General features: G+C 52.5%; 21 protein-coding genes, 2 tRNA genes and 4 rRNA genes. 13 read left to right on the top strand and 14 right to left on the bottom strand.

What is annotated here, in order from left to right; all coding sequences use genetic code 11:
* The first annotated feature begins 74 nt into the window (after positions 1-74).
* Genes dprA through U9O48_RS20475 form a run of 6 tightly spaced genes read left to right on the top strand, consistent with a single transcriptional unit; the run spans position 75 to position 3,859 of the window.
* Positions 75-1,199, top strand: coding sequence for a DNA-protecting protein DprA (gene dprA, locus U9O48_RS20500; protein WP_324723104.1), 1,125 nt, complete (start codon positions 75-77; stop codon positions 1,197-1,199).
* Positions 1,171-1,644: a DUF494 family protein Smg gene (gene smg / locus U9O48_RS20495; protein WP_095283654.1), complete on the top strand. Its 474-nt coding sequence runs from the start codon at positions 1,171-1,173 to the stop codon at positions 1,642-1,644. Before dprA ends, smg begins: the two co-directional genes overlap by 29 nt.
* A gap of 27 nt (positions 1,645-1,671) precedes the next feature.
* Positions 1,672-2,214: a type I DNA topoisomerase gene (locus tag U9O48_RS20490; RefSeq protein WP_324723103.1), complete on the top strand. Its 543-nt coding sequence runs from the start codon at positions 1,672-1,674 to the stop codon at positions 2,212-2,214.
* Positions 2,215-2,245: 31 nt separating this feature from the next.
* The gene (gene tsaC / locus U9O48_RS20485; protein WP_285148695.1) at positions 2,246-2,791 is read left to right on the top strand and encodes an L-threonylcarbamoyladenylate synthase type 1 TsaC; all 546 of its coding nucleotides are present in this window, start codon (positions 2,246-2,248) and stop codon (positions 2,789-2,791) included.
* Between the two features lie 4 nt (positions 2,792-2,795).
* Positions 2,796-3,614, top strand: coding sequence for a shikimate dehydrogenase (gene aroE, locus U9O48_RS20480; RefSeq protein WP_324724420.1), 819 nt, complete (start codon positions 2,796-2,798; stop codon positions 3,612-3,614).
* The gene (locus tag U9O48_RS20475) at positions 3,611-3,859 is read left to right on the top strand and encodes a DUF1488 domain-containing protein (RefSeq protein WP_324723102.1); all 249 of its coding nucleotides are present in this window, start codon (positions 3,611-3,613) and stop codon (positions 3,857-3,859) included. The genes aroE and U9O48_RS20475 overlap by 4 nt, the downstream gene beginning before the upstream one ends.
* Here the strand turns inward: U9O48_RS20475 and U9O48_RS20470 are convergent.
* Positions 3,835-4,389: a gamma carbonic anhydrase family protein gene (locus U9O48_RS20470; RefSeq protein WP_324723101.1), complete on the bottom strand. Its 555-nt coding sequence runs from the start codon at positions 4,387-4,389 to the stop codon at positions 3,835-3,837. The two genes, U9O48_RS20475 and U9O48_RS20470, sit on opposite strands and share 25 nt — an antisense overlap.
* 474 nt (positions 4,390-4,863) lie before the next feature.
* On the opposite strand from U9O48_RS20470, the gene U9O48_RS20465 reads away from it, so the two are divergent.
* The 6 genes from U9O48_RS20465 to rrf (U9O48_RS20440) all read left to right on the top strand — a co-directional run bounded on the left by U9O48_RS20465 (position 4,864) and on the right by rrf (U9O48_RS20440) (position 10,150).
* Positions 4,864-6,403: ribosomal RNA gene (locus U9O48_RS20465) — 16S ribosomal RNA — on the top strand.
* 85 nt (positions 6,404-6,488) lie between these two features.
* Positions 6,489-6,564 (top strand) — tRNA-Glu (locus U9O48_RS20460).
* Positions 6,565-6,780: 216 nt separating this feature from the next.
* Positions 6,781-9,686: ribosomal RNA gene (locus tag U9O48_RS20455) — 23S ribosomal RNA — on the top strand.
* Positions 9,687-9,785: 99 nt separating this feature from the next.
* Positions 9,786-9,901, top strand: a 5S ribosomal RNA gene (gene rrf, locus U9O48_RS20450).
* Between the two features lie 14 nt (positions 9,902-9,915).
* A tRNA-Thr gene (locus tag U9O48_RS20445) sits at positions 9,916-9,991 on the top strand.
* 43 nt (positions 9,992-10,034) lie between these two features.
* A 5S ribosomal RNA gene (rrf, locus tag U9O48_RS20440) occupies positions 10,035-10,150 on the top strand.
* Together the 16S, 23S and 5S rRNA genes with 2 tRNA genes alongside form the textbook arrangement of a ribosomal RNA operon.
* A 105-nt stretch (positions 10,151-10,255) precedes the next feature.
* Here rrf (U9O48_RS20440) and U9O48_RS20435 read toward each other — a convergent pair.
* The 7 genes from U9O48_RS20435 to U9O48_RS20405 form a co-directional block, all read right to left on the bottom strand.
* Complete coding sequence (locus U9O48_RS20435) at positions 10,256-11,014, bottom strand: amino acid ABC transporter ATP-binding protein (protein WP_324723100.1); 759 nt, start codon at positions 11,012-11,014, stop codon at positions 10,256-10,258.
* 7 nt (positions 11,015-11,021) lie between these two features.
* Positions 11,022-12,125: an amino acid ABC transporter permease gene (locus U9O48_RS20430; RefSeq protein WP_282491905.1), complete on the bottom strand. Its 1,104-nt coding sequence runs from the start codon at positions 12,123-12,125 to the stop codon at positions 11,022-11,024.
* Between the two features lie 9 nt (positions 12,126-12,134).
* Positions 12,135-13,316: an amino acid ABC transporter permease gene (locus U9O48_RS20425; RefSeq protein WP_324723099.1), complete on the bottom strand. Its 1,182-nt coding sequence runs from the start codon at positions 13,314-13,316 to the stop codon at positions 12,135-12,137.
* A gap of 68 nt (positions 13,317-13,384) precedes the next feature.
* Entirely contained in the window at positions 13,385-14,410 is a 1,026-nt protein-coding gene (locus tag U9O48_RS20420) for an amino acid ABC transporter substrate-binding protein (RefSeq protein WP_282491903.1), read from the bottom strand.
* A gap of 478 nt (positions 14,411-14,888) precedes the next feature.
* Positions 14,889-15,110 carry a lipoprotein gene (locus tag U9O48_RS20415; protein ID WP_015960684.1) on the bottom strand — a complete coding sequence of 74 codons (222 nt, stop codon included), beginning with the start codon at positions 15,108-15,110 and terminating at the stop codon, positions 14,889-14,891.
* Between the two features lie 315 nt (positions 15,111-15,425).
* Positions 15,426-18,536, bottom strand: a complete 3,111-nt coding sequence (locus U9O48_RS20410; RefSeq protein WP_324723098.1) for an efflux RND transporter permease subunit — start codon at positions 18,534-18,536, stop codon at positions 15,426-15,428.
* Positions 18,537-18,547: 11 nt separating this feature from the next.
* Positions 18,548-19,687, bottom strand: a complete 1,140-nt coding sequence (locus U9O48_RS20405) for an efflux RND transporter periplasmic adaptor subunit (protein WP_282491901.1) — start codon at positions 19,685-19,687, stop codon at positions 18,548-18,550.
* 390 nt (positions 19,688-20,077) lie between these two features.
* Between U9O48_RS20405 and envR the strand changes: the two genes are divergently transcribed.
* A complete protein-coding gene (gene envR / locus U9O48_RS20400) occupies positions 20,078-20,725 on the top strand; it encodes an acrEF/envCD operon transcriptional regulator (RefSeq protein ID WP_285148091.1) in 648 nt (215 codons plus the stop codon).
* Here the strand turns inward: envR and U9O48_RS20395 are convergent.
* The 6 genes from U9O48_RS20395 to prmA form a co-directional block, all read right to left on the bottom strand.
* Entirely contained in the window at positions 20,720-22,804 is a 2,085-nt protein-coding gene (locus tag U9O48_RS20395) for a putative bifunctional diguanylate cyclase/phosphodiesterase (protein ID WP_324723097.1), read from the bottom strand. The genes envR and U9O48_RS20395 overlap by 6 nt on opposite strands.
* Positions 22,805-22,948: 144 nt before the next feature.
* A complete protein-coding gene (locus U9O48_RS20390) occupies positions 22,949-23,113 on the bottom strand; it encodes a DUF2556 family protein (protein ID WP_282491898.1) in 165 nt (54 codons plus the stop codon).
* A gap of 182 nt (positions 23,114-23,295) precedes the next feature.
* Entirely contained in the window at positions 23,296-23,592 is a 297-nt protein-coding gene (gene fis / locus U9O48_RS20385) for a DNA-binding transcriptional regulator Fis (RefSeq protein ID WP_003855228.1), read from the bottom strand.
* A gap of 25 nt (positions 23,593-23,617) precedes the next feature.
* Positions 23,618-24,583, bottom strand: a complete 966-nt coding sequence (gene dusB, locus U9O48_RS20380) for a tRNA dihydrouridine synthase DusB (protein ID WP_282491897.1) — start codon at positions 24,581-24,583, stop codon at positions 23,618-23,620.
* 330 nt (positions 24,584-24,913) lie between these two features.
* On the bottom strand, positions 24,914-25,654 hold the full coding sequence (locus tag U9O48_RS20375; RefSeq protein WP_282491896.1) for a carbonic anhydrase: 741 nt from the start codon (positions 25,652-25,654) through the stop codon (positions 24,914-24,916).
* Positions 25,655-25,798: 144 nt separating this feature from the next.
* Entirely contained in the window at positions 25,799-26,680 is an 882-nt protein-coding gene (gene prmA, locus U9O48_RS20370; protein WP_324723096.1) for a 50S ribosomal protein L11 methyltransferase, read from the bottom strand.
* Between the last annotated feature and the right edge of the window lies 1 nt (position 26,681).

Genomic DNA, 26,681 nt, shown 5'->3' with positions numbered 1-26,681 from the left:
AAATCCCCCTCTGATTGACAGCATCGCTGACCAATCGCAAAGATTGCTGAGGCTGCTTATGGCAGGGGAAAAGGATGACTTCCACAGAGATATGGTTACGGCTGATTAACATCGGGGATTTGTGTGGCGATGCCATGTTGATGGCTGCACAGCGTTTATTGCAAAGCGCAGAAATTGATGCCGCTGCTCTGGCAGAGGTTGGCCTGACACCCAAACGGGCTGCCAAATTCATGAACTTTAAGGCGGCGGAACTCGAACGTTCTCTGGAATGGCTTGAGCAGCCAGGGCACTACCTCCTATCTGCGGATAATCCACGCTACCCGCCACAATTACGAACTCTGCCTGATTATCCTGGCGCGCTATTCGTGAAGGGCAATATCGAGGTTCTCGACAGCGTTCAACTGGCGGTAGTTGGAAGCCGGGCTCCCTCATGGTACGGAGAGCGGTGGGGCAGGATTTTTTGTGAGCATCTCGCCAAATCGGGATTCACCATCACCAGCGGACTGGCGTGCGGAATTGATGGCGTGGCTCATCGCGCAGCGCTCACGGCTGTGGGGAAAAGCATTGCCGTTCTTGGCAATGGCCTGTTTAGCATTTATCCCCGCCGCCACGCCGCTCTGGCTGCGAGCATTATTGACGCCGGGGGAGCTGTCGTTTCTGAGTTTTCCCTCGCCACTTCACCCTTTCCCGCTAATTTCCCGCGACGCAACCGTATTATCAGCGGACTGAGCCTGGGCGTACTGGTTGTCGAAGCGGCATTACGTAGCGGATCGCTCGTTACGGCCCGATGCGCGATGGAACAAGGTCGAGAAGTCTTCGCTTTGCCCGGCCCCATTGGCAACCCGGGTTGTGAAGGGCCGCACTGGCTCATTAAGCAAGGAGCAACGCCAGTGACCAGCCCGGAGGAGATCCTGGAAAATTTGCGATATGGGCTGCATTGGTTACCAGATGAGCCTGAAAAATCACTTTATTCATCAGATCAGGAGGAGGTGGCATTGCCATTTCCTGAGCTCCTGGCTAACGTAGGAGATGAGGTAACACCTGTTGACGTTGTCGCTGAACGTGCCGGCCAATCTGTGCCTGTGACGGTAGCACAGCTACTCGAACTGGAGTTAGCAGGATGGATCGCAGCTGTACCCGGCGGCTATGTCCGATTGAGGAGGGCAAGCCATGTTCGACGTACTGATGTATTTGTTTGAGACTTACATCCATAACGAAGCTGAAATGCGCGTGGATCAGGACCGACTGACGCGAGATCTTACCGATGCAGGATTTGAACGGGAAGATATCTATAACGCGTTAATGTGGTTAGAAAAGCTGGCTGATTATCAGGAAGGCCTTGTCGAACCCATGCAGCTCGCTTCCGATCCTCTGTCTGTGCGTATTTTTACGGCTGAAGAGTGTGAAAGGCTGGATGCCAGTTGCCGGGGATTTATTTTATTCCTGGAACAGATTCAGGTGCTAAACCTCGATACCCGAGAAATGGTGATAGAGCGCGTCATGGCGCTGGATACGGCAGAATTTGAACTGGAAGACCTCAAGTGGGTGATCCTGATGGTTCTGTTTAATATTCCAGGCTGCGAAAATGCCTATCAGCAAATGGAAGAATTACTCTTTGAAGTGAATGAAGGTATGCTGCATTAATCCATCAATGTAGCTCCAAGAGTTGTTATGGCCAAATCAGCACTGTTTACGGTGTCTAATAACGAGCCCTGCCCACAGTGTGGGGCTAAGCTTGTCATCCGGTCCGGGAAACACGGTCCGTTTCTCGGTTGTTCACACTATCCAGAATGTGATTATGTCCGTCCCCTGAAGAGTCAGGCGGACGGACATATCGTTAAAATTCTGGAGGGACAAATGTGCCCGGTCTGTGGCGCTGCTTTGGCTCTACGACAGGGGCGCTTTGGCATGTTCATCGGCTGTAGCCACTATCCTGAATGCAGCCATACAGAGCAGATTGATAAACCCGACGAAACCGCGATTGCTTGCCCTCAGTGTCAACAAGGACAGCTGGTCCAGCGTCGTTCCCGCTTCGGTAAAACCTTCCATTCCTGCGATCGCTATCCTGAATGCCAGTTCGTTATCAATCTCAAGCCGGTGGCGGGGATTTGCCCTCACTGCGATTATCCCCTGCTCATCGAGAAGAAAACGGCACAGGGCGTTAAACTCTTCTGTGCCAGTAAACAATGTGGAAAGCCGGTCTCGGCGGATTAAACCTGTGAAGAATAAATTAACATCGGACTCCATGGCCCGTGCACTGGAAGTCCTGAGAAACGAAGAAGTCATCGCCTATCCAACGGAAGCTGTGTTTGGGGTTGGATGCGATCCTGACAGCGAAACGGCCGTCACTCGTTTATTAGAATTAAAGCAAAGACCGGTCGAGAAAGGACTGATTTTAATTGCTGCCAGCTTCGAGCAGCTCAAGCCGTATATTGATGATTCGATGCTGAATCAGGCGCAGCGCGAGACCATTTCCGCGGCATGGCCAGGTCCGGTCACCTTTGTTTTCCCGGCGCAGCCTACGACACCGAGTTGGCTGACGGGGCGCTTTGATTCTCTTGCTGTGCGTGTTACCGATCATCCGCTGGTGGTTGAACTCTGCCAGACTTTCGGTAAACCGCTGGTTTCGACCAGTGCTAATCTGACTGGACTGCCACCTTGCCGTACATCGCAAGAGGTGCTGGCCCAGTTTGGTGATGATTTCCCGGTGGTGATCGGTGAAACCGGTGGCCGTCTGAATCCGTCTGAAATCCGTGATGCATTGACCGGCGAGCGCTTTCGCCAGGGGTAATATGATGGATAAGTTCGCCGTATTCGGTAACCCAATTGCTCACAGTAAGTCGCCGTTCATACATCAGCAATTTGCGCAGCAGCTGCAAATTGATCACCCTTATGGCCGCGTTCTGGCGCCAGTCGATGACTTTCTTCCGACGCTGGATGCCTTTTTTAACGGCGGCGGGAGAGGGGCAAATGTCACCGTCCCCTTTAAAGAAGAAGCCTTTGCCCGAGCGGATGAACTCACTGAGCGAGCATCTCTTGCGGGGGCGGTGAACACGCTCAAACGTCTGGAAGACGGGCGCTTGCTGGGTGACAACACCGATGGCATTGGCTTGTTAAGCGATCTCGAAAGGCTCTCTTTTATTAAGAAGGGATTTCGTATTTTGCTGATAGGCGCGGGTGGGGCCTCTCGCGGTGTGTTGTTGCCGCTCCTCTCTCTGGATTGTGCCGTCACGATCACGAATCGCACGTTTTCCCGCGCACAAGATCTGGCCAGGCTATTTGCCCATACGGGCAGCGTGAGTGCTGTAGCAATGGATGATCTGGACGGACATGAGTTCGATCTTATTATTAATGCCACCTCCAGCGGTATCGGTGGTGAAGTGCCCGCGATCCCTTCTTCTATAGTGAGTCCGCACATTTATGCCTACGACATGTTCTATCAAAAGGGGAAAACCCCTTTTCTGAACTGGTGTGAAGATCGTGGCGCAAAACATCTGGCTGACGGTCTAGGAATGCTGGTGGGGCAGGCAGCACATGCGGTCTTGCTCTGGCATGGCGTATTACCTGAAGTCGAACTGGTGATTGAAAAGCTGAAACAGGAATTGCTGGCATGAATCAGGCGATTCAGTTTCCCGACAGGGAAGTGTGGGATGAGGGCAAACAGGCGGTCTGTTTTCCGGTATTAGTTAACGGCGCGCAATTGACCTGTGCTATTACGGGCGAGTTATTACTTAAACGGTTTGGCGGGACGATCCCTCTGGATGTGTTCAGGGATCATCGCTGGGATCTGGAAGAAGAAGCCAGCGATATGATCCGTAATGAACAGGAAGACGATCAAGGCTGGGTGTGGTTTTCCTGAGCCAGATAGTCGTCTTTCCATTTGACGTAATTATTTGCGGAGTATTTCAGTCCTTCGATCTCCGCCTCTTTCAAAGGGCGGATCTGTTTTACCGGACTACCTAAATAGAGAAAGCCACTTTCCAGACGTTTGTTTTGCGGGACCAGGCTACCTGCGCCGATCATCACGTCGTCTTCTACTATTACCCCGTCCAGTAGAATAGAACCCATCCCCACAAGGACGCGGTTGCCAATCGTGCAGCCGTGTAACATCACTTTATGGCCGACGGTGACATCTTCTCCAATAATAAGGGGATTGCCTTCAGGGTTGTAACTCGATTTATGGGTCACATGTAGAACGCTTCCATCCTGAATATTGGTGCGTGCACCGATTGCCACGTAATTCACATCACCTCGGATCGCGACCAGCGGCCAGATACTGACATCATCACCCATTCTGACATCACCAATGACCACGCTGCTGGCATCGATCATGACGCGAGCCCCGATTTTCGGGAACAGATCTTTATAAGGACGGAGTACTGCGGACATATCAACCTCGACTGGTGAGCTTATACAGAAGACATAGATCCTATTATGCCGCACCAGCAGGGGTTAAATGCGTCAATTTTTAAGCAGATCGGGCAGGATCTCGTCGATAAGAGTGGAAAAGCAGCAGTCAGGAAAAAAGATCTAAAAAACGCTTGTGCTAAAAACTGGGATCCCTATAATGCGCCTCCATCGACACGGCAGATGTGAATCACTTCACACTAACCACCGGGTCGGTTGAAGAGAAAAAATCCTGACATTCAGGGTTGACTCTGAAAGAGGAAAGCGTAATATACGCCACCTCGCAACGGTGAGCGAAAGCCGCGTTGCACTGCTCTTTAACAATTTATCAGACAATCTGTGTGGGCACTCAAAGTGACATGGATTCTAAACGTCGCAAGACGCTAAATGAATACCAAAGTCTCTGAGTGAACATACGTAATTCATTACGAAGTTTAATTCACGAGCATCAAACTTAAATTGAAGAGTTTGATCATGGCTCAGATTGAACGCTGGCGGCAGGCCTAACACATGCAAGTCGAGCGGTAGCACAGAGAGCTTGCTCTCGGGTGACGAGCGGCGGACGGGTGAGTAATGTCTGGGAAACTGCCTGATGGAGGGGGATAACTACTGGAAACGGTAGCTAATACCGCATAACGTCGCAAGACCAAAGAGGGGGACCTTCGGGCCTCTTGCCATCAGATGTGCCCAGATGGGATTAGCTAGTAGGTGGGGTAATGGCTCACCTAGGCGACGATCCCTAGCTGGTCTGAGAGGATGACCAGCCACACTGGAACTGAGACACGGTCCAGACTCCTACGGGAGGCAGCAGTGGGGAATATTGCACAATGGGCGCAAGCCTGATGCAGCCATGCCGCGTGTATGAAGAAGGCCTTCGGGTTGTAAAGTACTTTCAGCGAGGAGGAAGGCATTGTGGTTAATAACCACAGTGATTGACGTTACTCGCAGAAGAAGCACCGGCTAACTCCGTGCCAGCAGCCGCGGTAATACGGAGGGTGCAAGCGTTAATCGGAATTACTGGGCGTAAAGCGCACGCAGGCGGTCTGTCAAGTCGGATGTGAAATCCCCGGGCTCAACCTGGGAACTGCATTCGAAACTGGCAGGCTAGAGTCTTGTAGAGGGGGGTAGAATTCCAGGTGTAGCGGTGAAATGCGTAGAGATCTGGAGGAATACCGGTGGCGAAGGCGGCCCCCTGGACAAAGACTGACGCTCAGGTGCGAAAGCGTGGGGAGCAAACAGGATTAGATACCCTGGTAGTCCACGCCGTAAACGATGTCGACTTGGAGGTTGTTCCCTTGAGGAGTGGCTTCCGGAGCTAACGCGTTAAGTCGACCGCCTGGGGAGTACGGCCGCAAGGTTAAAACTCAAATGAATTGACGGGGGCCCGCACAAGCGGTGGAGCATGTGGTTTAATTCGATGCAACGCGAAGAACCTTACCTACTCTTGACATCCAGAGAACTTAGCAGAGATGCTTTGGTGCCTTCGGGAACTCTGAGACAGGTGCTGCATGGCTGTCGTCAGCTCGTGTTGTGAAATGTTGGGTTAAGTCCCGCAACGAGCGCAACCCTTATCCTTTGTTGCCAGCGGTTCGGCCGGGAACTCAAAGGAGACTGCCAGTGATAAACTGGAGGAAGGTGGGGATGACGTCAAGTCATCATGGCCCTTACGAGTAGGGCTACACACGTGCTACAATGGCGCATACAAAGAGAAGCGACCTCGCGAGAGCAAGCGGACCTCATAAAGTGCGTCGTAGTCCGGATTGGAGTCTGCAACTCGACTCCATGAAGTCGGAATCGCTAGTAATCGTAGATCAGAATGCTACGGTGAATACGTTCCCGGGCCTTGTACACACCGCCCGTCACACCATGGGAGTGGGTTGCAAAAGAAGTAGGTAGCTTAACCTTCGGGAGGGCGCTTACCACTTTGTGATTCATGACTGGGGTGAAGTCGTAACAAGGTAACCGTAGGGGAACCTGCGGTTGGATCACCTCCTTACCTGAAAGAACCTGCCTTTGTAGTGCTCACACAGATTGTCTGATGAAAAGTAAATAGCAAGGCGTCTTGCGATTGAGACTTACACGTCCCCTTCGTCTAGAGGCCCAGGACACCGCCCTTTCACGGCGGTAACAGGGGTTCGAATCCCCTAGGGGACGCCACTTGCTGGTTTGTGAGTGAAAGTCACCTGCCTTAATATCTCAAAACTGACTTCCGAGTCATGTTTGAGATATTTGCTCTTTAAAAATCTGGATCAAGCTGAAAATTGAAACGACACGCTGCGTCTGTTCTCCGTAATAAGAACAGAATGACGGTGTGTTCGAGTCTCTCAAATTTTCGCAACACGAGATGTTTTACGAAACATCTTCGGGTTGTGAGGTTAAGCGACTAAGCGTACACGGTGGATGCCCTGGCAGTCAGAGGCGATGAAGGGCGTGCTAATCTGCGATAAGCGTCGGCGAGGTGATATGAACCTTTGACCCGGCGATACCCGAATGGGGAAACCCAGTGTGTTTCGACACACTATCATGTCATGAATACATAGTGGCATGAGGCGAACCGGGGGAACTGAAACATCTAAGTACCCCGAGGAAAAGAAATCAACCGAGATTCCCCCAGTAGCGGCGAGCGAACGGGGAGGAGCCCAGAGTCTGAATCAGCGCGTGTGTTAGTGGAACGGTCTGGAAAGTCCGACGGTACAGGGTGATAGTCCCGTACACAAAAATGCACACGTTGTGAACTCGAAGAGTAGGGCGGGACACGTGGTATCCTGTCTGAATATGGGGGGACCATCCTCCAAGGCTAAATACTCCTGACTGACCGATAGTGAACCAGTACCGTGAGGGAAAGGCGAAAAGAACCCCGGCGAGGGGAGTGAAAAAGAACCTGAAACCGTGTACGTACAAGCAGTGGGAGCCTCTTTATGGGGTGACTGCGTACCTTTTGTATAATGGGTCAGCGACTTATATTCTGTAGCAAGGTTAACCGTATAGGGGAGCCGAAGGGAAACCGAGTCTTAACTGGGCGTTAAGTTGCAGGGTATAGACCCGAAACCCGGTGATCTAGCCATGGGCAGGTTGAAGGTTGGGTAACACTAACTGGAGGACCGAACCGACTAATGTTGAAAAATTAGCGGATGACTTGTGGCTGGGGGTGAAAGGCCAATCAAACCGGGAGATAGCTGGTTCTCCCCGAAAGCTATTTAGGTAGCGCCTCGTGAACTCATCTTCGGGGGTAGAGCACTGTTTCGGCTAGGGGGCCATCCCGGCTTACCAACCCGATGCAAACTACGAATACCGAAGAATGTTATCACGGGAGACACACGGCGGGTGCTAACGTCCGTCGTGAAGAGGGAAACAACCCAGACCGCCAGCTAAGGTCCCAAAGTCATGGTTAAGTGGGAAACGATGTGGGAAGGCACAGACAGCCAGGATGTTGGCTTAGAAGCAGCCATCATTTAAAGAAAGCGTAATAGCTCACTGGTCGAGTCGGCCTGCGCGGAAGATGTAACGGGGCTAAACCATGCACCGAAGCTGCGGCAGCGACGCTTAGGCGTTGTTGGGTAGGGGAGCGTTCTGTAAGCCGTTGAAGGTGTCCTGTGAGGGGTGCTGGAGGTATCAGAAGTGCGAATGCTGACATAAGTAACGATAAAGCGGGTGAAAAGCCCGCTCGCCGGAAGACCAAGGGTTCCTGTCCAACGTTAATCGGGGCAGGGTGAGTCGACCCCTAAGGCGAGGCCGAAAGGCGTAGTCGATGGGAAACAGGTTAATATTCCTGTACTCGGTGTTACTGCGAAGGGGGGACGGAGAAGGCTATGTTAGCCGGGCGACGGTTGTCCCGGTTTAAGCATGTAGGCGGAGCGTTTAGGTAAATCCGGACGCTTACTAACGCTGAGGTGTGATGACGAGGCACTACGGTGCTGAAGTAACAAATGCCCTGCTTCCAGGAAAAGCCTCTAAGCATCAGGTAACATCAAATCGTACCCCAAACCGACACAGGTGGTCAGGTAGAGAATACCAAGGCGCTTGAGAGAACTCGGGTGAAGGAACTAGGCAAAATGGTGCCGTAACTTCGGGAGAAGGCACGCTGGTGTGTAGGTGAAGTCCCTGCGGACGGAGCTGAAACCAGTCGAAGATACCAGCTGGCTGCAACTGTTTATTAAAAACACAGCACTGTGCAAACACGAAAGTGGACGTATACGGTGTGACGCCTGCCCGGTGCCGGAAGGTTAATTGATGGGGTTAGCGGCAACGCGAAGCTCTTGATCGAAGCCCCGGTAAACGGCGGCCGTAACTATAACGGTCCTAAGGTAGCGAAATTCCTTGTCGGGTAAGTTCCGACCTGCACGAATGGCGTAATGATGGCCAGGCTGTCTCCACCCGAGACTCAGTGAAATTGAACTCGCTGTGAAGATGCAGTGTACCCGCGGCAAGACGGAAAGACCCCGTGAACCTTTACTATAGCTTGACACTGAACACTGGTCCTTGATGTGTAGGATAGGTGGGAGGCTTTGAAGCGTGGACGCCAGTCTGCGTGGAGCCAACCTTGAAATACCACCCTTTAATGGCTGGTGTTCTAACGTAGACCCGTAATCCGGGTTGCGGACAGTGTCTGGTGGGTAGTTTGACTGGGGCGGTCTCCTCCTAAAGAGTAACGGAGGAGCACGAAGGTTAGCTAATCCTGGTCGGACATCAGGAGGTTAGTGCAATGGCATAAGCTAGCTTGACTGCGAGAGTGACGGCTCGAGCAGGTGCGAAAGCAGGTCATAGTGATCCGGTGGTTCTGAATGGAAGGGCCATCGCTCAACGGATAAAAGGTACTCCGGGGATAACAGGCTGATACCGCCCAAGAGTTCATATCGACGGCGGTGTTTGGCACCTCGATGTCGGCTCATCACATCCTGGGGCTGAAGTAGGTCCCAAGGGTACGGCTGTTCGCCGTTTAAAGTGGTACGCGAGCTGGGTTTAGAACGTCGTGAGACAGTTCGGTCCCTATCTGCCGTGGGCGCTGGAGAATTGAGGGGGGCTGCTCCTAGTACGAGAGGACCGGAGTGGACGCATCACTGGTGTTCGGGTTGTCATGCCAATGGCATTGCCCGGTAGCTAAATGCGGAAAAGATAAGTGCTGAAAGCATCTAAGCACGAAACTTGCCCCGAGATGAGTTCTCCCTGACTCCTTGAGAGTCCTGAAGGAACGTTGAAGACTACGACGTTGATAGGCTGGGTGTGTAAGTGCAGCGATGTATTGAGCTAACCAGTACTAATGAACCGTGAGGCTTAACCTTACAACGCCGAAGATGTTTTGGCGAAAGCAGAGACGAAGATTTTCAGCCTGATAACAGATTAATCGACATGCAGAGATGCGTGTTGATAAACAGAATTTGCCTGGCGGCTTTAGCGCGGTGGTCCCACCTGACCCCATGCCGAACTCAGAAGTGAAACGCCGTAGCGCCGATGGTAGTGTGGGGTCTCCCCATGTGAGAGTAGGGAACTGCCAGGCATCAAATTTAGCGTGCTGATATGGCTCAGTTGGTAGAGCGCACCCTTGGTAAGGGTGAGGTCCCCAGTTCGACTCTGGGTATCAGCACCACTTTATTACGTGGTTGAAGTTCGGCAATAGTAAAAAGAATTTGTCTGGCGGCTTTAGCGCGGTGGTCCCACCTGACCCCATGCCGAACTCAGAAGTGAAACGCCGTAGCGCCGATGGTAGTGTGGGGTCTCCCCATGTGAGAGTAGGGAACTGCCAGACATCAAATAAGTGAAAAGGCCATCCGCAAGGATGGCCTTTTTGCGTTTAAGTCTCAAAAATACAATGACTACCCGGCAGCAAAACGCCACCGGGCGACGAAAACCATTAATGAATCACCTGAGACAGGAATGCGCGCGTACGTTCAGATTTAGGATGCGCGAAAAACTCTTCCGGAGGAGCCTGTTCCACGATTTCCCCACGATCCATAAAGATCACTCTGTCCGCCACCGTCCTGGCAAAGCCCATTTCATGCGTCACACAGAGCATAGTCATTCCCGATTGCGCCAGACCAATCATCGTATCCAACACCTCTTTCACCATCTCCGGATCCAGCGCTGAAGTCGGTTCATCAAACAGCATAATTTTAGGTTTCATGCACAGAGAGCGGGCGATCGCTACACGCTGCTGCTGCCCACCAGAGATCTGTCCGGGGAACTTGTTCGCGTGCTCGGCTATACGCACGCGTTCCAGGTAATGCATCGCCAGCGCTTCGGCCTCCTTCCTGGGCATCTTCTGGACCCAAATAGGTGCCAGCGTGCAGTTCTGCAACACGGTCAAATGCGGGAATAAATTGAAATGCTGAAATACCATTCCCACTTCCTGGCGGACCCGTTCGATATTGCGAATGTCTTCATCCAGCTCAATCCCGTCAACAACAATCCGGCCTTGTTGATGTTCCTCAAGATGGTTAATACAGCGAATAGTCGTAGACTTTCCTGAGCCTGATGGGCCGCACAGGACGATACGTTCGCCCTGTTTAACCTTCAGGTTAATATCTTTCAGGACATGAAACTGGCCGTACCATTTATTGACGTTTTCCAGCGTAATCATCGCGTCGGCAGGGGCCATCGTTATTTTGCTCATAAATTCCTCAGTGCGGTGTACGCCCGGTGTTAAAGCGCTTTTCCAGATGTTGGCTGTAGCGCGACATGCTGAAACAGAAGATCCAGTAAACAAGTGCAGCGAAAACATAGCCTTCGGTCGACATCCCGAGCCACGCCGGGTCGACCGTTGCCTGCTGAACGCTGCTGAAGAGATCGAACAACCCGATGATGATCACCAGGCTGGTATCTTTAAAGAGTGCGATGATGGTGTTCACCAGACCAGGGATAACCATCTTGAGGGCCTGAGGTAAGATCACGAGCCCCTGCGTTTTCCAGTAACCGAGCGCTAGCGATTCAGCGGCTTCATATTGACCTTTCGGCAGCGCCTGCAGACCTCCCCGAACCACCTCTGCGACATAAGCCGACTGGAATAAAACAACACCCACCAGGGCGCGGATCAGCTTGTCGATCGTGGTGCCTTCCGCCATAAATAGCGGCAACATCACGGAAGACATAAACAGGACGGTGATTAGCGGCACACCGCGCCAGAACTCAATGAAAATCACCGACAGAATACGCACCACCGGCATGGTGGAGCGACGGCCAAGTGCCAGCAGAATGCCTAACGGCAGCGCTCCGGCGATCCCCACAGACGCGATGATTAGCGTCAACGTCAATCCGCCCCACTGGCGCGTCTCGACTCGCTCCAGCCCCAGAATTCCCCCATACAGCAGCAGCCAGACAATCAGTGGATACACTACCGCCCAGCAGGCAATGTAACGTCCACGGCGCGGCAGGTTTTTCCAGAACATCGGCACAATCGACAGCAACCCGACAACCAGCGCCAGATTGATGCGCCAGCGCTGATCGTGTGGATACAGCCCATACATAAACTGGCCAAAACGTTCGTGAATAAACACCCAGCAGGCGCCTGCTTTGGTACAGTCTGCCCGCGTTGAGCCCACCCAGTTTGCCTGCAGGAAAGCCCAGTTCAGAAGCGGAGGGATCAACTCCCACATCAGCCATAAGCTGACAATCGTCAGGAGACTGTTGCTCCAGGAGGAGAACAGATTTTTGCGTGCCCAGGCGATGAAACGCCAGCTTCCGGTGCTGGACGGACGCGAGGGGTGTGACAATACGGCTTTTGTCATCATGGTTCCTTAGCGCTCAACCAGGGCGATACGGCGGTTATAGATATTCATCAGCAATGAGATCGTCAGGCTGATAATCAGATAGACGGACATAGTGATAGCGATCGTCTCGATAGCTTGTCCGGTCTGGTTCAGTACGGTTCCGGCGAACAGCGAAACCATGTCGGGATAACCAATCGCGGCAGCCAGCGAGGAGTTTTTAGCGATATTGAGGTACTGACTGGTCAGCGGTGGGATGATCACGCGTAAGGCTTGCGGGATGATCACCTGGCGCAGCGTGACCGGGTTAGGTAAGCCGAGAGAACGCGCGGCCTCGTGCTGCCCATAGGGAACCGCCTGAATACCGGAGCGAATGATTTCGGCAATAAACGCGGAGGTATAAATCGACAGCGCCAGCGTCAGGGCCGCCAGTTCAGGAATGAGGACCATTCCACCGCGGAAGTTAAAGCCCCGGAGCTGCGGAATATCCCAGTGCAAAGCGGCTCCGAAAACCCATTGCGCCAGTAACGGCAATCCTATGATCAATGCGGCGCCGATTGGCCATGTCCGGCGAAGTTGCCCGGTTTTAATCTGCAACGTCTGGTTATAGCGAAACAGCCCCACGGTAATCGCAATCGCAATAACAATGGCCGCGAGAAACGCATACAAACCCTCGCCCGCCAGAGGTGAGGGAATATAGAGACCCCGGTTACTCAGGTAAAAAAGGTCCCAGGCATCAACGGCCTGACGTGGGCCGGGCAGATTACGCAGTACGGCGAAATACCAGAAAAAGATCTGCAGCAGCGGCGGAATATTGCGAAACGTCTCGATATAAATCGTCGACAGTTTGCGTAACAGCCAGTTATCAGAAAGGCGTGCAAGACCGAGGAAAAAACCCAGGAATGAAGCAAATACAATGCAGAGTCCGGAGACCAGCAGTGTATTAAGCAAACCGACCAGAAACACCCTTCCGTAGGTATCACCCTCTTGATAATCAATCAGATGCTGCACAATACCAAAACCAGCACTGCGATCCAGGAATGCAAAGCCTGAGGTAATACCGCGATTGCTCAGGTTGGCCACAGTGTTATGAATCAAATAAACCGCAACAACCACGACGGCAACGACGGCGATTATCTGGAATAGCCAGGCGCGAACCGCGGGATGAGAAAAGGAAAGCTTTCCTTTTACGGCTAAGCGGCGATGGGACATAAAGAAACCTCGGTAACCATGACTCTGGATGGGGCACCGCAGATGCCGTGCCCGTTACAGCCGAATGCTTAACGTACTGGCGGAGCGTACTGAATACCGCCGTTGTTCCAGAGGTTGTTCTGGCCACGTTTGATCTTCAGCGCACTTTCCGATCCCACATTGCGCTCGAAGATCTCTGAATAGTTACCGACGTGTTTGATGATGTTATAAGCCCACTTATTGTCGAGTTTCAGATCTTTGCCGAAGTCACCCTCTTTACCCAGAAGATGTGCCATATCCGGTGTTGATGGATTTGCCGCTTTCTCGTCGACATTTTTCGAGTTGATACCCATCTCTTCGGCATTCAACATGGCGAACAGCGTCCAGCGAACGATCGAGAACCAGTCTTCATCACCGCGACGAACCACTGGGCCGAGAGGTTCTTTCGAGATTACTTCCGGCAGAACAATCCACTCCGCCGGGTTGCTCAGCTTGATGCGCAGGGCATACAGCTGTGACTGGTCAGAGGCCAGCGTATCGCAACGGCCTGATTCCAGCGCTTTAGCGGATTCGTCAGAGCGATCGAAGGTCACAGGGGTGTATTTCATGTTATTGGCTTTGAAATAGTCGGCGACGTTCAGCTCGGTATCGGTGCCTGCCTGAATACATACGGTGGCGCCATCCAGCTCTTTCGCGCTCTTCAACCCCGCTTTGTTATGGGTCAGGAAGCCGATGCCGTCATAATAGGTCACGCCGGTGAACGACATCCCCATCCCGGCATCACGGGATGACGTCCAGGTGGTATTACGAGAAAGCATGTCTACTTCGCCGGATTGCAAAGCGGTGAAACGTTCTTTCGCCGTCAGCGGGGTGTATTTTACTTTGGTATCATCCCCGAAGAGAGCGGCTGCAACGCCACGGCAAACATCGACATCAATGCCAGTGAACTTTCCGTCCGCATCGGCGTAAGAGAAGCCCGGTAACCCATCACTAATACCGCATTGCACAAAGCCTTTCTTTTTAACGGCATCCAGCGTGGTACCCGCATGAGCCTGACCCGCTACAGCAAACAGCATGCCCGCAGCGGCAAGGCTGGCTATCATCGTCTTTTTCATATTGCATCCTGTGTGGCGAAATTTATCGTTATAGAAAGTCGTTTTAAAACGCTTTACCTGTCTGTGGCGTTGGCCGACGTTTATAAAGCAAACGTAATGCCAGTTTTTGCGTTCGGCAGAAATTGGGATAATTGAACGCATAATGCAGAGTGTAGACAGGGATAAATAAATCGAGCGCCCCGGAATGGTGCGAAATCACAACCTACGCCACAAATCAGAGCAAAAGTTGCGAGTCCGTCAGTGAATTCAGGAAGATAGTTTCTGACGTGAATATTGGCAGGATAGTTAATCTCGTTAATTTGTGAAAAGTATCACGCGGGAAAATGAAATAAAAAATACACCGCAAAAAAGATGTGAGAAGAATCAGGTATTAATAAGCGAGGCAGAATAAAGAGGGGAGTTTTTTTAACGAATCGTAAAAAGGCTGCACTGATTTGAAGCAAAAGCGCGGACCAGACGCGCTTTTGCCAGGGAAAGATTATTTAGTTAACGCGACGATACCTAGCGTCAGGCCAGCAACGGCAGCGGCACCACCTGCGATGGCTCCTGCGGTTTCCCAGTTATCCTGGGTGGTACCTTTCATACAGGTATTGGTATGAACCAGTCGGCCTTGATCGTCATAAACCGGAACACACGGAGAGTCGTGTGCGCAACCGGCAAGAAGCGCAGCGAGTGTTGCAACGCAAATGAATCTTTTCATGATGTTACCTCAGAATTAAAACTTACTCGCTATAAAACCGAAAGGGTATTTATCGAGCTGGAGAACATTTTACCACTACATTCCTCTGCAGAGTCAGTATGAATAATCTCAAATTATGTGGTTTGTAAAAATCGTGGAGAAGATTTAGGAAAGGCATGAATTTATGAAGGAAGTGTGGATGTAATAAATGAATAACCAGGGTTGTTAGCGTTTCTCATTATTCGCAGACGCATCATAATACAATGATAGTTTGTGCGCTAATGTTCTCTTTGAAGGAAACAGAAAAGGCGCCGAGCGACGCCTTTTCTGTTTATTTTACTTATCGTTGCGGTTAAATCGTCTTCTGACGACCACGAAGAAGACAGGAACGAAGAAGATAGCCAGCAGCGTTGCGGACAGCATCCCTCCCATCACCCCTGTCCCTACGGCGTTTTGCGCACCGCTGCCCGCACCACGGCTGATAACCAGAGGCAGTACACCGAGGATAAACGCCAGGGAGGTCATCAGTATCGGGCGAAGACGCATGCGTGATGCCTCAAGCGTGGCTTCGATAACGCCTTTACCTTCTTTCTCCATCAGGTCTTTCGCAAACTCCACAATAAGAATGGCGTTCTTGGCTGATAACCCGATGGTGGTGAGGAGTCCCACCTGGAAATAGACATCGTTGTTCAGACCGCGCAACGACGCGCCGAGCAGGGCACCAATAACGCCCAGCGGCACGACAAGCATAACGGAGAAGGGAATCGACCAACTCTCGTAAAGCGCCGCCAGACACAGGAACACCACGATGAGAGAAATGGCATACAGCGCAGGAGCCTGATTGCCAGAGAGTCGTTCCTGATAGGACATTCCCGTCCAGTCGTAGCCAATCCCGGAAGGCAGTTTCTGCGCAAGTGACTCCATCAGGACCATTGCTTCACCGGTACTTTTGCCTGGCGCCGCTTCACCAAGAATTTCCATGGATGGCATACCGTTGTAGCGCTCAAGGCGCGGGGAGCCTGAAATCCAGCGCGAGGTACTAAACGCAGAGAAGGGAACCATCTCACCGTTGGCACTGCGCACATACAGATTGTTGATATCTCCCGGCAACATACGGAACGGCGCATCTGCCTGCGCGTACACTTTTTTCACGCGACCGTGATCGATAAAGTCGTTTACGTAGGTCCCGCCGAGGGCGGTTGAAATGGTCTGGTTGATATCCGACACGCTCACACCCAGCGCCTGCGCCTTCTCCTGATCCACATCCAGCTTGAACTGCGGCGTATCTTCCAGCCCGTTTGGACGCACACGCTCCAGCATCTCAGGATGTTCTTTAACCATGCCCAGCAGCTGATTACGTGCTTTGGTCAGCTCGGTATGTCCAAGGTTTGCCTGGTCAATCAGCTCAAAGTCAAAGCCGGTCGCGGTACCCAGTTCGATAATCGCTGGCAGGTTGAACGGGAACACCAGCCCATCCTTGATCTGGCTAAAGGCTTTGGTCGCACGGCCAACGATCGCTCCTACACTATTCTCAGCGCCTGGACGTTGATCCCATGGCTTAAGACTGATGAACGCGATACCGGAGTTTTGCCCCTGGCCACTGAAGCTAAAGCCGTTAACCGTAAAGACCGATTCGACGTTAGCCTTTTCTTTAGTTTGATAGTACTGCTGGACCTGATCCAGGATCTGCTGTGTGCGGGTTTGCGTGGCACCAGCAGGAAGCTGGACCATGGTCATAAACACACCCTGATCTTCCTCAGGCAGGAAGGAGGTCGGGAGACGTAAAAACAGTACCGCCATTCCCGCGACAATCAGCACATACACCACCAGATAGCGCCCGGTTCTGCGTAAGATACCGCCCACGCTATTGCTGTAATGCTCCACGCTCTTATCAAAGAGGTTGTTGAACCAGCCAAAGAAACCGCCTTTTGCATGGTGCTCGGCGGAAGCGGGTTTAAGCAGCGTGGCACAAAGGGCGGGTGTCAGAATTAACGCAACCAGCACGGAAAGGGCCATGGCAGAAACGATGGTCAGGGAGAACTGACGATAAATGGCACCGGTAGATCCACCAAAAAAGGCCATCGGAACAAACACCGCCGAAAGCACCATCGCGATACCAACCAGCGCCCCCTGGATTTGCTCCATGGATTTTTGCGTCGCCTCTTTTGGCGGAAGCTTGTCTTCCACCATGACGCGTTCGACGTTCTCCACGACCACGATGGCATCATCGACCAACAAGCCTATCGCCAGCACCATCCCAAACATCGTCAGGGTATTGATGGAAAATCCGAAAGCGCCCAGCACGGCAAAAGTCCCCAGCAATACGACGGGCACCGCAATGGTGGGGATCAGAGTGGCTCGCAGGTTTTGCAGGAACAGATACATGACGAGGAAGACCAGAATGATCGCCTCGAAGAGGGTTTTGACCACTTCATGAATGGAGATTTTCACGAAAGGTGTCGTGTCGTACGGATAAACGACTTTCAGCCCTTGCGGGAAGAAGGCCTGCAGCTCTGCCAGTTTTGATTTAATGGCCGCGGCGGTATCCAGCGCGTTCGCGCCGGTCGCTAACTTGATGCCGAGACCGGTGGCCGCCTGGCCGTTGATCTTCGTCACCATGTTGTAGTTTTCACCGCCAAGCTCAATGCGGGCCACATCTTTCAGATGCACCATTGAGCCATCCTGATTCACTTTCAGCGTAATTTTGCCAAACTCTTCCGGTGTTTTCAGGCGCGTTTGCGCGATGATCGAGGCGTTCAACTGCTGCCCAGGTACTGCAGGCGTTCCCCCCAGTTGCCCGGCCGCGATCTGGTTGTTCTGGGTTTTAAGCTGATTAATGACATCCAGCGGCGTCAGCTGATACTTATTCAGCGCGTTGCTGTCGAGCCAGATGCGCATAGCGTACTGCGCGCCAAACAGCTGAACGTCGCCCACACCGGAGGTCCGGCTGATGGAGTCTTTGACGTTGGAGGCGACGTAGTCTGAGATATCATCCTGCGTCAGGCTTTTATTATCAGAGACAAAACCGGCGACCAGAAGGAAGCTGCTACTGGATTTCTCCACGCCGATCCCTTGCTGCTGCACTTCTTGCGGCAGTAGCGGCATCGCCAGCTGGAGTTTGTTCTGAACCTGTACCTGCGCGATATCCGGATCCGTACCAGACTGGAAGGTCAGGGTGATGGTTACGTTACCGGCTGAATCGCTGGTGGAGGACATGTACATCAGGTTATCGATACCATTCATGTTTTGTTCGATAACCTGGGTCACGGTGTCCTGCACCGTCTGCGCATCAGCGCCAGGATAAACAGCCGTAACGGCTACGGCTGGTGGCGCGATGGTGGGATACTGCGCCACCGGCAGTTTGAGAATCGCCAGCCCGCCCGCAATCATCAATATGATGGCGAGTACCCAGGCGAAAATCGGCCTTTGAATAAAGAAGTTAGCCATTGATTAATCCCTTAACTGGCTTTAGGCGCGGCGGAATCCGGCGTGGCGACCACAGTGGCGCCAGGATGGACTTTTTGCAGGCCGCTGACGATCACGCGATCGCCTTCCTTCAACCCTTCGGTGACCAGCCAGCGATCGCCAATGGCCTGTGGCGCAACAACGGTTCGCATCTCAACCTGCTCTTTGGCATTCACCACCAGAACCGTAGCGTCACCGCGCGGTGTGCGAGTGAGTCCCTGCTGCGGAACCAGAATGGCATTCGGCTGCACGCCTTCATCAATACGGGCACGCACAAACATGCCGGGTAACAGCATATGCTGAGGATTTGGGAAGACGGCGCGAAGAGTGATGGAACCGGTGCTCTCGTCAACGGTGACGTCGGAGAACTGCAGCGTGCCTTTTTCCGGGTACGGCTGACCGTTTTCCATCAGCAGCTGGACGGTGCTGGTGTCGTTGCCCTTTTGCAGACTCGCCTGCTTCAGCTGCATGAAGTCATTGCTCGACTGTGTGACATCCACATAGATCGGATCAAGCTGTTGCACGGTTGCCAGTGCTGAAGTCTGCCCATTAGTGACCAGCGCGCCTTCAGTGACGCTGGATTTACCAATTCGTCCGTTAATTGGCGATGACACTTTGGTGTAAGCAAGATTGATGCGTGCCGTTTCGACACCCGCCTGAGCGGCGGTAACGCTGGCATCGGCCTGTCTGGCGTTGGCCACCGCCTGGTCATACTCTTGTCGACTGACGTATTGCGTGCCGACCAGAGGGACATAACGTTTCACGGTCAAATGAGCGATGTTTGCGGCGGCTTCGGCTTTCTGCAGATCGCCTTTCGCACTGTCATACGCGGCCTGATAGGTCGCAGGATCGATCTGATACAAAGAATCGCCCGCTTTGATATCACTGCCCTCGGTAAAATTACGACGTAAAACAATGCCGCTTACCTGGGGACGAACTTCAGCGACGCGAAAGGCATCCGTCCGCCCTGGTAGTTCAGTGGTCACCGCCAGCGGAGCACTTTTCACGACATATACAGTTACCTGAGGTGCCTGTGCGCTTGGTTTTGAATTATCAGAACCATCACAGCCAGCAAGCAGCGCGGAGCAGATAATTAAACCGGATAAGGGTAAAAGCCTGAAGTGTTTCTTCATTACTGTTCCTTTAAAAACAATAAACTGATATTTGCCGTGAAGTGATGAAAAGGGTTGCGGGGGCAAAGAGTCAGAAAGTCAACGCACATCATAATGGGGCACAGTGATGTTGTTTAATTTATAAGTGCGGCACATCGATTATTAGGATAAAAACCAGGGCCTGATACGACTAATCAAGGATATAGTGAAGAACAACAACGGGCGTTTGCCAAATACACTTAAGGTTATTCATATATTTTATGAATCTAATGATTGTGATTCATTTGCGTGAATTATTAATTAAGGTCATTGCCTTTTTTTGTTCAGAATAACAATTCCTTTTAGGGAATACTTTCACGACTACGTGCTCAGGGTTACGTGGAAAAGTATTCAGGTAATGGATGAGAGTCTATGGCGCGTAAAACGAAAGAAGATGCACTCAAAACAAGACAACAGCTGATCGAAGCCGCCATAGCGCAGTTCTCCACGCGGGGCGTGGCCAGCACTACCTTGACCGATATCGCTGATGCTGCAGGTGTCACGCGCGGGGCAATTTACTGGCACTTTACCAGCAAGTCGGAAATCTTTAATGCCATATGGGAGCAGCAACTGCCCCTGTGCGATTTAATTCACGACCAGCTTTCACTGACGCTCAATGACGATCCTTTATGCGTTCTTCGCGAGCGCTTTATTGTTGCGTTGCAATATATTTCTCGCGATCTTCGCCAGCGGTCGCTGTTACAGATTCTGTATCATAAATGTGAATTTAATAATGAAATGACATCAGAGTGTGAAATTAGAAACAGAATTGGCTTTAATTACCAGAACGTTCGCGCATTGCTGGAGAAGGGGTTGTCGAAAGGAATCATCTCTCCGCCGTTAAATATTGATATGACGTTGATTGTTTTTCATGGTTTTTTTAGCGGATTAATTAAAAACTGGTTAATGAATAGTGAGAATTTTAATCTCTATCAACAAGCCCCCGCGCTGGTGGACAATATCCTGGCGACGTTAAATATCACCCGCGTGCCGCCAGCGATCTATCCTGTTGCTTCATGATGGCAGAGGGTTCTTCATCGCTTCCAGATTATTGCACAGCTCTTCAACGGTCTGCGCGGTGACGGGACGGCCTAGCAGATACCCCTGAAGCGTATTGCAGCCAAGTTCGGTCAGGAACTGCTGCTGGGCTTCGGTCTCCACCCCTTCTGCGACCACTTTAAGATTCAGCGTTTTCGCCAGCGCGACAATCGCCGAGACAATCGTGGCGTCATCGCTTTTCCCGCTCAAATCCTTCACGAACGCGCGATCGATTTTCAGCTCGCAGGCCGGCAATTGCTTCAGATAGAGCAGGCTGGAATAGCCCGTCCCGAAATCATCAATCGACGCTTTTACACCTGCATTTGTCAGCTCCGTTAAGATCCTGACGCTCTCCTCCGGATTGTGCATCGCAGTGGTTTCTGTCACTTCGAGGATCAACGACTCCGCTGGAAGGTTATGCCGTGCCAGGCAGTCGAGGACCGTTTGAACCAGCGTGGGTTGTTCAAACTGAAGCGTCGATAGGTTCACCGCCATCGACCACGCGCTGTGGCCCTGCTTGTGCCACTCGCGCAGCTGGCGGCAGGCCTCGTTAATCACCCAGTTCCCTATCGGGATAATCAGCCCGGTTTTTTCTGCCAGCTGCAGGAAGACATCTGGCGTCAGGAGCCCCTGTTTTGGATGCTCCCAGCGCAGCAAGGCTTCAAAGCCGAGTATCGGGCCGGCCGGAGCGTGGAATTTCGGTTGATAGTGCAGGCGCAGTTCATCGCGATCGATCGCCAGCCACAGATCGTTCATCAGCTGTAAATGGGTTTGCGCCAGCGTGTTCATCGACGGCTGGAAAAAGTGATACCCGTTACGGCCCATACGTTTGGTGTGATACATCGCCGCGTCGGCATTAAACATCAGTTCACGATCGGATCTTCCGTCGTGCGGATAGAGCGCAATGCCAATACTGACAGTCACGACCAGCTCGTACGGCTCGACGTTGAACGGGCTGTCGATGGTGCGAACCAGCGCACTGGCCAGCGAAGCCGCATCATCCGGGCCGCCGACTTCCGCCAGCAGAACAAACTCGTCGCCGCCAATGCGGGCGAGGGTGTACTGACCTTTCAACGGCAACAGGAGCCGCTCGGTGACCGCCACCAGAAGTTTATCGCCCGTATCATGGCCGTAGGCATCGTTCACCCCTTTGAAGCCATCAAGATCCATAAACATCAGCGCAAAGTGGGTCCCTTCGCGATCGGCCTTGCTGATCGCCTGGTCGAGACGGTCTTCCAGCAGTATGCGATTGGGCAAGCGGGTCAGGGTATCGTGCAGTGCCAGCTGAGCCAGCTCACGGTTGGCTTCGGCAAGCGAAGAGGCCAGCAGCGAAGTGCGGGCCTGGAGGCGCGCATCGAGCATGGAAACCAGTAAGGTGATGCCGAGAATAGAGAGGGCAACGACGCTGACCAGCACTGCCAGCCAGCTGCCATTAATCCCGTCATGATGCATTTCCGTCGATGCCGGGAACTGCGCCGCTTTCATGCCCGCATAATGCATGCCCGCGATGGCAATGCCCATCGTCACGGCGGCACCTAAACGCATCAATGCCACCTGGGCCGCCTCATGGCGCAATCGGAAGGTGAGCCACAGGGCGGCCAGGGAGGCTGCCAGCGCGATGACCACAGAGAGGGCGATCCAGGTTTTGTCCCAGATGATCCCCGGCGTCACTTCCAGCGCCGCCATCCCCGTGTAATGCATGGCGACAATTCCGATGCCCATCACTAATGCGCCAGGTAAAAGGCGGCGTAAACGCAATTGCTCTCCGCTCACCAGCCAAAGCGCAAACATCGACGAGCCAATCGCAATCGCCATCGACAGCACGGTTATCGCCGGGCTGTAGCTCATGCTCATGGAGATATCCATCGCCAGCATGCCGATAAAATGCATCGCCCATACGCCGATCCCCATCGCCACGCCGCCGCCCGCCAGCCAGATGCGCGCAGCAATACCCTGACTCCCCGCGACGCGCGCGGCCATATTCAGCGCGGTGTAGGCAGCAAGGATGGCAACAACAAAGGAGACGACAACGAGGATTTGGTTGTATTGGCTAACCAGCATGGTGGGTTTAACTCATTCTCAGTGAGAGGTTATGCAATGCGCCTGAAAAGGGCAGTGACATTACCATCGTAACGGAATGGCGAAAAGGGATTTAAATCCCCGTTTTTACTGGGTGTTAAGGCCGTTTTTACGGGTGTTCGCCGCTTAATCGAGCTCTGAGCAGTTCACCAGTTTGAGAGGATTCACGGAATTCATATTGCGACATTTATCGGTTTCGGTACTCAGCAACTCAATCCACTGGATCAGCAGCGCATCGAAGATGAAAACCGTGACAGCAAATACCACTAACCACCCGTATTTACGAATCATTGTGTCGTTCCGTGTTGAAGAAGAGGCCCTGTAAGGTGGTGGAAATATACACGAAAAGCAGGCGTTGAAAAGCGGGAAAAGGCAAGGTTTACAAACCCTTGACGTTAGGAAAAAAGGCAATAAAAAAGGCGCATCCCCATGCCGAGTAGCGCCTTTTTAAACAAGCATTTAGCTAATCGAAATTAGTTCATGCCGTACTTTTTCAGCTTCTTACGAAGAGTACCACGGTTGATACCCATCATCAGGGCTGCGCGGGTTTGGTTACCGCGGGTGTATTGCATCACCATGTCCAACAGTGGCTGTTCAACTTCAGCCAATACCAGCTCATACAGGTCACTAACATCTTGACCGTTCAGTTGAGCAAAATAGTTCTTCAGTGCCTGTTTTACCGAGTCACGGAGGGGTTTTTGAGTTACCTGATCCTGAGAGTTAACGGTAGAAACGGTCAGTACGTCAGAATTTACGCGTTGTTCGAACATAGTTCTGTCAGCTCTTTATTTCTGTTTACGCAAAATTTTCGAAGTATGCCTCCAACGCCTCCAGCTGTACGCTGGCATCCTCTATGGCGTTGAATGTGCGCCGAAACTGGTCATTTGGAGCGTGCTCCTGGAGATACCAGGAAACGTGTTTACGCGCAATTCGGTACCCTTTTGCCTGACCATAAAAGTCATGCAGTTCCCGAATATGCGAACAAAGCAAGCGCTTAACCTCTGCCAGAGGCAGTGGCGCAAGCAACTCTCCAGTGTCCAGATAATGCTGGATTTCCCGAAAGATCCAGGGTCTTCCCTGAGCCGCACGTCCTATCATCAGAGCATCTGCCCCTGTATAGTCGAGCACAGCCCTGGCTTTTAGCGGGTCAGTTATGTCGCCATTCGCGATAATCGGAATGGAAACTTTCTGCTTAACTGCCCGAATGCTGTCGTATTCCGCATTGCCGTTGAACAAACAGGCGCGAGTGCGTCCATGAATGGTCAGGGCCTGGATACCACAGTCTTCGGCCAGTTGGGCAATTTCTACACAGTTACGGTGTTCCGGCGCCCAACCAGTGCGAATCTTCAGCGTAACGGGAACGTCCACTGCGTTAACCACCCCCGACAAGATCAGCTTCACCTGGTCGGGGTATTGCAGAAGGGCGGAACCTGCCAACTTGCGATTCACCTTTTTTGCAGGGCAACCCATATTGATATCAATAATTTGGGCGCCACTTTCAACGTTAATACGCGCGGCTTCCGCCATTTCTTCAGGATCGCTTCCGGCAATTTGCACGGTGCGAATACCTGGCTCATCAATATGCACCATCCGAAGACGGGACTTATCGCTTTCCCAAACCTGGGGGTTAGACGACATCATCTCGGAAACAGTCAATCCTGCTCCCATCTCGTAGCACAACGTCCGAAACGGCCGGTCAGTGATACCTGCCATGGGCGCTGCGATCAGGCGATTTCTGAGCTGATAGTGTCCGATGCGCATGAGTTAAGAAATGACCATACTGTGACTGCAAGGCGGCGTATATTACGCATTTTTTGCACGAGATGAAAGGCCAAACTTTGAACAATCCGCTGTTACAGATCAAGGAATTGCTGCTCAGCGTTTGCGCGAGAGATTATTAATCATGTAAATCATTGTGTTATATGATTGTGGTTGTTTTATAGGCGCTTACAAATTCCCGTAAGTTCTCATCATTTCTGCATAAATGACTCACTTAATCGGGATAATCTGCTGTTTTAAGCAGCAGATTATCGCCCTTCTTTGCGATCTGAGTCGCATTTTAGAACATGATCTCAGCGCGCAGTGCGAGCATTATTCCACAACAACGCGACCATTCAGGGACTGTACCGGACGGTTATTATCGTGATGCATAGTGTGGGTAAACTTTTCCAGCTGTGCGTCGGAAAGCGTCATCGGGTGCTTAAGCACGATCCAGGTAACACCCTCTGAGCACGGTGGCGTAGTCAGGGAACCGCTAAAGCGCCAGTAGGTTTTGTCCTTCGGCAAAAGCTTGTTCAGGTCCAGATGTGTATCCAGTTTCGCCGATTGCTCTGCCTGCCCAGGCATGACGCCCCACAGTTTATCCAGCTCGGCGTTCGCCGCTCCCTTATCAAACATCACCGCTACCACCACCAGTGCGCCGTTCGCATTTTTATGCACGAGGTGCATCTCCATGGCGGACTTTTTGCCATGAATCGCGTTCTCAGCCGGAGAGTGGAAATGGAACTGCTGCAGTGTCCAGGTCTGGTTGTCGAGGGTGATGGAATCGCGCGTCTGCGCATCTTCAGCGGCCTGAATGGTGTGGCCATTGTTCGTCAGCGTCACCGGGCCATCAATGTAGCGCGTCACCAGCGGCGAAATATGCGCTTTGGCAGTGGCGTCGATATTAATCGGAGACTGATTCTTCCCGCTCTGGCAGGCCTTGTAAGCATCATCCAGTTCGCCCCAGTGTTCCGGTGAACCTTCGCCTTCGTAGCTCCAGTGAGATGCATATGCTGAAACCGAGATCATGCTGAGCGCCAGCAGTGCTGCCTTGCCAATAAAATGTGCCATAGTATTCTTCCAGTGAATTTTTATATTCAAATCATTGATTGTGAGATGATTTGCCGTGGGAATTTTACTGGATAACCACAATAAAAAGGAGGGGAATTGAGTCTAAAAAAGGCGTGGGGAGGAACCCACGCCGGAGAGAGGAAATTACTTTTTATGACCGGTGATGCGACACCACTCTTCTTTCTCGACCACCGGATCGAGGGCAAAGAGATCGGCGTAAGCTTCGCATACGCTGTCAGCCTGGCTGGCAAGGATCCCCGACAGACCCAGCAGGCCGCCCTCAACGGGCAGGACGCTGATTAACGGGGCCAGTTCGCGTAATGGGCCCGCCAGGATGTTTGCGACCACCACATCGGCTTTCATGACCTCTGGCTGGCTATCCGGCAGATAGAGTTCAAGGCGATCGGAAACGCCGTTGCGCTGTGCGTTATCGCGGCTGGCCTGAATCGCCTGCGGATCGATGTCGATCCCGATGGCTTTGGCTGCACCCAGTTTCAGCGCGGCGATCGCCAGGATCCCGGAACCACACCCGAAGTCGATCACGGTTTTGCCTTCCAGATCCAGTCCGTCCAGCCATTGCAGGCACAGAGAGGTGGTCGGATGCGTTCCGGTACCGAACGCCAGGCCCGGATCCAGCATCACGTTCACGGCGTTGGCATCCGGCACATCGCGCCAGCTTGGACAGATCCACAGACGCTTACCGAACTGCATCGGGTGGAAGTTATCCATCCACTCGCGTTCCCAGTCTTTATCTTCCAGTTGCTCGATTTTGTGCACGAAACCGGTGCCCAGCAGCGGGTGATTCTCAAGGATCGCCACCACTTCTTTCATATCGGTTTCGGCATCGAACAGGCCAATGACGTCGGTATCGCCCCAGAGGCGAGTTTCGCCTGGCAGCGGCTCAAACACCGGCGTGTCATGCGTGTCCTGGAAAGTAATGGAAACTGAACCCGCTTCCATTAACGCGTCACTCAGTTCTTCGGCATTGGCACCGGTTGTATTCAGTTTTAGTTGGATCCACGGCATG

Source organism: Lelliottia sp. JS-SCA-14 (assembly GCF_035593345.1).
GTDB classification, from domain to species: domain Bacteria; phylum Pseudomonadota; class Gammaproteobacteria; order Enterobacterales; family Enterobacteriaceae; genus Enterobacter; species Enterobacter wanjuensis.
The sequence above is the reverse complement of the archived record's forward strand: the minus strand, read 5'-3'. Positions and strand labels throughout refer to the sequence as shown.